At 69.5% G+C, this 6,871-nt stretch carries 2 protein-coding genes; one reads left to right on the forward strand and one right to left on the reverse strand.

Going from position 1 to position 6,871, the window contains the following annotated elements; translation table 11 throughout:
* The first annotated feature begins 19 nt into the window (after window positions 1–19).
* Window positions 20–967: a LysR family transcriptional regulator gene (locus tag AC1D2E_RS20570; protein WP_478199114.1), complete on the forward strand. Its 948-nt coding sequence runs from the start codon at window positions 20–22 to the stop codon at window positions 965–967.
* A gap of 171 nt (window positions 968–1,138) precedes the next feature.
* Here the strand turns inward: AC1D2E_RS20570 and AC1D2E_RS20575 are convergent.
* The coding region (locus AC1D2E_RS20575) for an autotransporter-associated beta strand repeat-containing protein (RefSeq protein WP_478199115.1) at window positions 1,139–6,871 on the reverse strand (5,733 nt) is incomplete at its 5' end.

Consider the following 6,871-nt stretch of genomic DNA (forward strand, 5'->3'; position numbering starts at 1 on the left):
TTAATGAACAATAGGCGCCATGGATGACCGAAACGTCGAATCGCTCTGGACCCATCTGCACTGGCTCGTCGTCCTGGGCCAGCAAGGCAGCTATACCGCCGCCGCGGCGCGCCTGGGCGTGAGCAAGGCCTCCGTGAGCCACAACATCGCCGAACTCGAACGCGCCGCCGGCATGGCGCTGGTGCGCCGGACGACACGCAGCGTGCGGCTCACCGAAGCCGGGCAGCGCCTCGCCGACGAGACCCGCGAGCCCTATGAGCGCATCGCCCACACCTTCGCCAGCGTGCGCGACCTGGCGGGGTCGCCGCGCGGGCTGCTGCGCGTGACGGCGCCGGTCGCTCTGGCGCGCCAGCAGCTCGTGCCGCGCATCGCGGGCTTCCTGCGCGCGAATCCGCAAGTGCGGCTGGAGCTCGACCTCTCCGATCGGCTCAGCTCGCTGGCCATGGAAGGCTTCGACCTTGCGATCCGGCATGCCGCGGCGGTGCCCGACACCCATGTCGCCTGGAAGCTCTGCGAGACGAGATCGGTGCTCGTCGCCAGCCGGGCCTACCTGCGGCACCGCACCGCGCCAGCCGAGCCCGCCGACCTGGGCGCGCACGACTGCCTCTACTACCCGCGTGCGCATGACGTCCCGACCTGGACCTTCCAGTCTGAACGGCGCGGCGCTTCAGAGCGCGTCACGGTGCCGATCGCCGGACCTTTCGCGGCCAACAACAGCGAAGCCTTGCGCGATGCCGCGCTGGCGGGACTGGGCATCGCGCTGCTGCCCGACTTCAGCGCCCAGGCGGCCCTGAAGACCGGCCGCCTGGTCAGGGTGCTGCCGCGATGGGCGCCGGTCGGGACCTTCGCCGAGCATCTCTACGCGATCCGCCCCTATGCGAGCCATGTACCGCTGGCCGTCACCGCGTTCGTGCAGTTTCTGCGCGACGCGTTCGAGGACGGGTTCCAGCGACCGGCCCGATCTTGATCTGGTGGGTTGACCGGGTGAAGCTGACGTGGCCGAGGGCGAGCGCCAGGAGGCCCGCCAAGATCAGGACGAGGCCGAGGCTTCGGAGGGGGTTCACGGGGACTCTTCGAAGAACGGGGCGAACGCCGACTGTAGCGCCACGGCCGCGAGTCCATGCACATGACTGCCGCCTCAGAACTTCCAGCTCAGACTGGCGCGGATGCCGTTGTCCCGCTTGCCGCTGCCCACCTGCCCCACATAGGACAAGGTGGCGAGTGYATTCCGGGCGATCGGCGCATCGACGCCGAGTTCGAGCACGGCCGCGTCCTTCGCAATCGGCACGCCCGCCACAACGAACGCGCTTGAGCCGTTGAACGACAGCGCGCTGGTCGGCACCGTGCCGCCGAAGGCGTGGCGCCAGCCCAGCATGCCCCGGGCGGTCCAGTCGATGTCGGCCATCGCGAAGGTGGATGCGGCGCGTAGACCCAGCGTCGAGAAAGTGGTGCTGGTGTCGTCGCTGCGTCCGGTCAGGGCGGCGAGACCCCCGCGCTCCGAGAAGCCGTCGGTCGATTGCCTCACGTAGGCCAGACTCGCGAACGGTTCGAGCTGGACCTGACCGGCATCAATGCGCCAGCCCAGTTCGCCGAAGGCCTGGGCGGTGCTGGCGTCGTAGCCGCCGTTGAGTTGGTCTGCATAGCCGGGGAAGACAACCGAGCGGCGGGTGTCCAGGCTGTGCCAGGTGTAGGCCGCGCCCAAGCGCAGGCCAAGAGCGCCCCACTGCGTGCCGCCGTACACACCGAGGTCGTAGTTGTCGCTGGTGCCCGAAGAATGGCGATCGTCCACGTCGAAGCTCGAGCGGCTGTAGCCCGCCATCACGCCCAGGCGCCAGTTTTCGAACACCCGCGCGTCGGTACCGGCGAACAGGCCGCCGATCGAACGGCTCAGCTTGGCGGCATTGCCGTCCCCGTCGGTGCTGCCCCAGGAGCCGAAGGCCCGGGCCCAGACCACCGGGCGCGCCGGGTTGCATTCCGAATCGGCGAACGGCGTGGCGCCCGCGCCGCCGGCCTGGGTGCTGATGCGCGAGTCGGCGCCGCCGACCGCGCACAGCGCCTGGCGCGTGCGGTCCGTCGCCGCCTCGCGCACGAAGCGGCTGTCCTCGACCATCTGCGTCTTGGCCGAGGCGTGGGGTTCCCCGGACAGCTTGTTGAAGGCATYGCGCGCCTGTATATCGTTGGCAAGCAGCCCCACCGCATCTTTCAGTGCATTGCCGTCGGGCAGACTTTGCAGCGCGAAAGCGGTGGCGATTTCGTTGCGCGTCAGTGCCGCGCTGGGGAAGGTTCGCATCTGCACCGGCGTGAGGTAGACGTTGTTGGCATCGTAGGAGTCGACCAGGCTGTAGAAAGCGCCGGTGGTGTCGCCGGTCAGGGCGTAGGTGCCGGTCACGCCACCCGTGGCGGTGAGCACGGTGTAGTGCGAATTCAACGAGTACTCGCCGGGACTGACCTTGACGACGTAGAGGAAGGGATTGTTCTCCAGCGTCGCCGTGCCGTTGACCTTCACGAGGTCGGAGGCGGTGCTGCCCGGATTCACTTCCACGCGGTAGGTGGAGCCGGCCGCCTGCGTGAAGTTGCCGTTGATCGTGAGCGCGCCGATGGAGTTGCCGGGCGTGATCTTGCCGCCCGCGCGAATCACGGTGCTGCCGACCGCGCCGTTTCCGCCCAGCGTTGCGTCGGCCAGCACCTGCACCGCCGAGTTGGCCAGTGAGCCGTTGACTGCGAGCAGTCCGCCCGCCACGGTCGTCGGGCCGGTCAGCCCGCTGACGCCCCTGAGATCGAGCGCGCCCGCCCCGAACTTGGCGAAGGTGCCCGGGCCGTTGATGGCGTTGGTGAAGCTGGCGTCGACCGGCTGGTCGATGATCAGCGCGGCGTTGTTCTGGATCGGCCCGCTGCCGAAGCTCGCCGCCGAGCCGGCCAGCGTGCCCGCCGAGATGAGCGTGCCGCCCGAATAGGTGTTTGCGCGCGTCAGCGTGGTCACGTTGTTGCCGGCCTGCACCACCGAGCCGCTGCCGCTGATCACGCCGTCGAAGGTGATGTCGTTCGCGTGCTTGAAGGCCAGCGAGCCGTTGTTCGCGACGTCCCCGAGGATCGAGCCCGTGGCGCCGTTGTTGCCCAGTTGCAGCGTGCCGGCGGCAATCGTCGTGCCGCCAAGGTAGCTGTTGTCGGCGGTCAGCACAGTGGTGCCGGGCCCGGCCTGCACCACCCCGCCGCTCCCGCTGATCTCGCCGCCGAAGACCATGGTGTCCGAGCGATTGAAGACCAGCCGGCCCTGATTGACCACGTCGCCCAGGATGGCGCCGGCGGTGCCTCCATTGCCGAGCTGCAGGGTGCCTGTCGTGATCGTCGTGCCGCCGGTGTAGGTGTTGGCGCCGGACAGCACCAGGGTGCCCAGATCGATCTTGTTCAGGCCGCCGGTGCCGGTCAGCTCGGCGTCGATCTCGGCCACATAGGCGGCCCCCGCCGAAGTGCCGTCCCCGACACGGAAGACCTGGGTGCCGGGCTGCAGCGTGATCGGACCGCCCTGCACCACGTACCCGTTGGCCGCGAATTGCATGCCCGACGAGGTGACGGCGCCGAGGCTGGTGTCCACCGTCACCGTACCCGGCGTGCCGCCGAAAACGGCGAAGGCGCCGTTCGAGAAGCCTGCGTTGATCGTGCCGCTGGATTCGGTCCAGTTGTCGTTGCCGGCCCCTGCCTGCCAGACGCCGCTGCCACCGTTGACCACGCCGTCGAACTTGGGTCCGGTGCCGTCCCAATAGTTGAGTGTCAGGCCGGCAGTGTTGACCAGGTTGACCTGGCCCGCGAAGCCGGTCTGGACGATATCGACGCTGCCCGCCGGCACCGTGCCGAGGACCAGGCCGTTGTCGGTCAGCGTGCCGCCGTAGCTGATGACGCGGTAGATCCCCGGGCCGAAGCTGCCGGCGCCTGCGGCTGAAACGTTCAGCGTGCCGTCGAGCGTCAGGTTGCCGCCGACGATGGTGAGATCGTTCAGCGTGCCGCCGGGCACGCCGGCCTGGCCGAACTCGTAGTTCAGGACCGAGGCGCTGGCGAGGGACAGGTTGCCGCCGATGGTCAGCGTGCCGACGGAGCCGCCGGGCGACAGCACGCCGTCGGCGATGGCCACGCCGCCGCCGATCGTGCCGTGGCCGGCGATCGTTCCGCCGGAAGACACGGACAGGGTGCTCGCCGCCGAGCCCAGGGTGCCGTTCACTCGCAGCGTGCCGTTGGTGACCGCCGTGGCGCCAGTGAAGGCGCTGCTGTCGCCCGTGAGCAGCGTGGTGCCGGTGCCGATTTGCTGGAGGGCGCCACCGCCCCCGATCGAGCCTGCGAGGGTCAAGGCGTCGGAACGGTTGAACAACAGCGTGCCGTTGTCGACTACGTTGCCGACGATCGAGCCGGTGCTGCCGCCGTTGCCCAGTTGCAGCGTGCCCGCGGTGATCGTCGTGCCGCCCGTGTAGCTGTTCGTGCCGGTCAGCGTGGTCGTGCCCGCGCCGTTCTGCGCCACCGCCCCGCTGCCGCTGACGACGCCGCCAAAGCTCACCGCGTCGGATCGGTTGAACGCCAGCATGCTGTTGTCGACCACGTTGCCAACGATCGAGCCCGTGGTGCCGCCGGCGCCGAGCTGCAAGGTGCCGGCCGTGATCGTGGTGCCGCCCGTGTAGGTGTTCGTGCCCGTCAGCGTGGTCACGCCTGCGCCGATCTGCGAGACCGCGCCGCTGCCGCTGATGATGCTGCCGAAGGTCACCGCATCGGAACGGTTGAATGCCAGCGTGCCGTTGTCCACCACGTTGCCGACGATCGAACCCGTGGTGCCGCCGGCGCCGAGTTGCAGCGTGCCCGCCGTGATCGTGGTGCCGCTGCCGTAGGTGTTGGCGGCCGTCAGCACGGTCGTTCCCGCGCCGGCTTGCGTGACCGCCCCGGTGCCGCTGATGAGGCCGCCGAAGCTCGCGACGTCCGACCGGTCGAACACCAGCGTGCCGCTGTTCGCCACGTCGCCGGCGATCGAGCCCGTGGCGCCGCCGGCGCCGAGCTGCAAGGTGCCGCTGGTGATCGTGGTGCCGCCCGTGTAGCTGTTCGTGCCCGTCAGCACCGTGGTCCCGCCGCCGATCTGATTCACCGCGCCCGTGCCGCTGATCGCCCCGGCGAGGGTCAAGGCGTCGGAACGGTTGAACAACAGCGTGCCGTTGTCGACCACGTTGCCGACGATCGAGCCGGTGGTGCCGCCGTTGCCCAGTTGCAGCGTGCCCGCGGTGATCGTGGTGCCGCCCGTGTAGCTGTTCGCGCCGGTCAGCGTGGTCGTGCCCGCGCCGTTTTGCGCCACCACCCCGCTGCCGCTGACGACGCCGCCAAAGCTCACCGCGTCGGAACGATTGAACGCCAGCGTGCCGTTGTCGACCACGTCGCCGGCGATCGAACCGGTGGTGCCGCCATTGCCGATCTGCAGCGTGCCCGCGGAAATGGTCGTGCCGCCGCTGTAGGTGTTGTCGGCGGTCAGCACAGTGGTGCCGGTGCCGATCTGCGCGACGCTACCGGTGCCGCCGATCGTCCCCGCGAAGCTCACCGTGTCCGAGCGATTGAAGGCCAGGCCGCCGTTGTCCACGACGTCGCCCACGATCGAACCGCTGGTGCCGCCATTGCCGATCTGCAGCGTGCCCGCGGAGATCGTCGTGCCGCCCGTATAGCCGTTCGCGCCCGTCAGCACCAGCGTGCCGAGGTCGGTCTTGACCACGCCGCCGGTGCCGTCCAGCGCCGAGGCGATGGTGGCCACGTAGCCGGCGCCCGCACCGGTCCCGTCGCCCACGCGCAAGGTGTTGCCGCCTGCGAGCAAGGTGATCGGGCCGCCCTGCACCACGTACCCGTTGACCGCGAACTGCATGCCCGACGACGTGACCGCGCCGAGGCTGGTGTCCACGGTCACCGTGCCGGCCGCACCGGCGAAGACCGAAAAGGCGCCATCCGTGTACGCGGCATTGAGCGCGCCGGTCGAATCGGTCCAGTTGTCGTTGCCTCCCGCAGCCTGCCAGATTCCGCTGCCGCCATTGATCACGCCGTCGAACTTGGGTCCGGTGCCGTCCCAGTAGTTGAATGTCACGCCCGCCGTGTTGACCAGGTTGACTTGGCCCGCGAACCCGGTCTGCACGAAGGTGGCGCTGCCGGCCGGCATCGTGCCGAGCGCGAGACCGTTGTCGGTCAACGTACCGCTGTAGTTGAAGACGCGATAGACACCCGCACCAAAGCTGCCGCCTGTGGGAACGGTGACGTTGAGCGTGCCGTCGAGCGTGAGGTTGCCGCCGACCACCGTGAGGTCGTTGAGCGTGCCGCCGGCCGTGCCGGCCTGCCCGAACTCGTAGTTCAGGATCGAGGCGCTGGTGAAAGCGAGATTGCCGCCGATGGTGAGGGTGCCGGGGGAGGCGCCGGGGGACAGCACGCCATCGGCGATGCTCACATTGCCTCCGATGGTGCCGTGGCCGCCGAGCGTGCCGCCGGAAGACACGGACAGGGTGCTCGCCGCCGAACCCAGGGTGCCGTTGACCAGCAGCGTGCCGTTGGTGACCGCCGTGGCGCCGGTGAAAGCGCTGCTGTCGCCCGTGAGCAGCGTGGAGCCCGTACCGATCTGCTGGAGGGCGCCACCGCCCCCGATCGAGCCTGCGAGGGTCAAGGCGTCGGAACGGTTGAACAACAGCGTGCCGTTGTCTACCACGTTGCCGACGATCGAGCCGGTGGTGCCGCCGTTGCCCAGTTGCAGCGTGCCCGCGGTGATCGTCGTGCCGCCCGTGTAGCTGTTCGTGCCGGTCAGCGTGGTCGTGCCCGCGCCGTTCTGCGCCACCGCCCCGCTGCCGCTGACGACGCCGCCAAAGCTCACCGCGTC

This window comes from Variovorax sp. P1_H2, from assembly GCF_056405295.1.